Here is a 1,669-nt window from a genome sequence, read left to right as displayed (position 1 = left end):
TTAGCCTCGATCTTGCATGACGGTCCGCCGACGGAGTCGGTGGACTGTTTCGCTTTCTGTGGCTGATGGTGGGCATGCTGGCGGCCCGGGTGTCGCGTCGGGTGGGCGCCGGGTTCCACTGTTCCGGGCGGGTTCCTTGTTTCGTAGGGACAGGCGAATCCGCTGGTCAGCCGGGGTTCGGCAGGAGGGTGAGCCGTTCGAGGGCGCCTGTGATCTCATCTGTCCAGGGCCAGTGGCGGGCGAGGCGGAGGATGCGGCGCCGGCCGGTGGTGACGAGTTGTCCGGCCGCGGAGAAGAGGCGGAGCCGCAGGCGGCGGGGCTCCCAAAGGCGGGCCTGGCCGGTCAGGGCGAGCATGGGCATCCAGGCCAGCAGGTCGAGAGCGATCTGGACGATCTCGAGCCAGACCTTGTTCTGCGCGGTGCTGTGCAGGGGAAGGTTGCGCAGGCCGGTCGCGCGGGCGGCCCGGATCCGGTCCTCGGCCCGGGCCCGCAGGCGGTGGCGGAGCTCGAGGGCGGCGATCGGCCGGCCAGGAGTGTTGGTGGCGAAGCAGGTGATCCGCATGCCGTCCGCGTCGGTGATCCTCAACTGGGCGCCGGGATGCGGTCGTTCCTTGCGGACGATCAGACGCATACCCTTCGGCCAGCCCTCAAGGACGTCGCCGGTGAGTTCGGCAACCCACGCTCCGTCGCGGACCTCGCCGCCGGTCTCGACGGCCGGGGTCCAGGCCGATGCCGGGATCTTCAGCACATGCTGGTGGATCGTCTCGGTGATCACCATGCCGACCGAGTAGGACAGCCATCGGCCTCGCTTCGCGAGCCAGGACACGAAGTCGTGGGTGCCGCCGGCGGAGTCCGTGCGGATCAGTGTCCGCCGTCCTCGCCGGTACTTCTTCGGCAGTTGGGCCAGCGCGAGTCGGACGGTGGCAATGTGGTCGGCGGCCGTGTTCGAGCCCGCGTTCCCCGGCCTGAGGAGAGCAGCGACCGGTTCCCCGGTTCCGCCCGGGCCGTGGTCGACGAAGGCCGTCAGGGGGTGATGGCCGTAGGTCTTCTTCCAGGTCGCGGCCGCGTCCTCCTTGTCGGAGTGCGCGATCACGAGGACGCCGTCGAGGTCGACGGTGACCTGTCCATCGGTGTCCGGGGCGTTCTTGCCCGCCAATGACCAGACCCGGCTGCGGACTTCGGACCGTGCGGACCGGATGGCCTGCAGGGCTTTCTCGCCGGAGGCGGCGAGGGTGTCGATCAGGCGGGAGACGGTCGGGTCGGAGGCGACCGGGCCGAAGACGGCCGGCTCGCACCGCAGCGTCGCGACGTCCGCGAGGCAGTCCCCGCCCAGTGCGACCGCCAGGGCGACGTCCAGGACGGTCTTGCCGGGATCGTGGACGGCCCGCGGTTTGCGCCACGGAGCCAGAGCCTGGGATATGGCCTGGTCAAGGCCGGTCTTGCGGGCTGTTTCGACGAGCAGGACCGACCCGGCCTGGGTGACGACCTGGCGGCCGTCGTCCTGGACGCGGACACGGGGATAGGACCCGATAGGGTGCTTCACCTGGGAAGTGCCTCCGGCGGTGGCAGGAACAAGGACCTAGACAATCCTCATTCTTGCTGGTCAGAGGCACTTTCTGCTTTCCTGACCACCTGCCGGACAACCCTCTTCATGAAAGCGCGAGGTTAG

1 protein-coding gene is annotated in these 1,669 nt (G+C 69.2%); it reads right to left on the bottom strand.

Going from position 1 to position 1,669, the window contains the following annotated elements; genetic code table 11:
* Positions 1–166 precede the first annotated feature (166 nt).
* Entirely contained in the window at positions 167–1,543 is a 1,377-nt protein-coding gene (locus ACWDUZ_RS38515; RefSeq protein WP_451636480.1) for an IS1380 family transposase, read from the bottom strand.
* Between the last annotated feature and the right edge of the window lie 126 nt (positions 1,544–1,669).

It is taken from the genome of Streptomyces sp. NPDC003393, from assembly GCF_053589015.1.
This window is presented reverse-complemented; position numbering and strand designations above follow the sequence as displayed.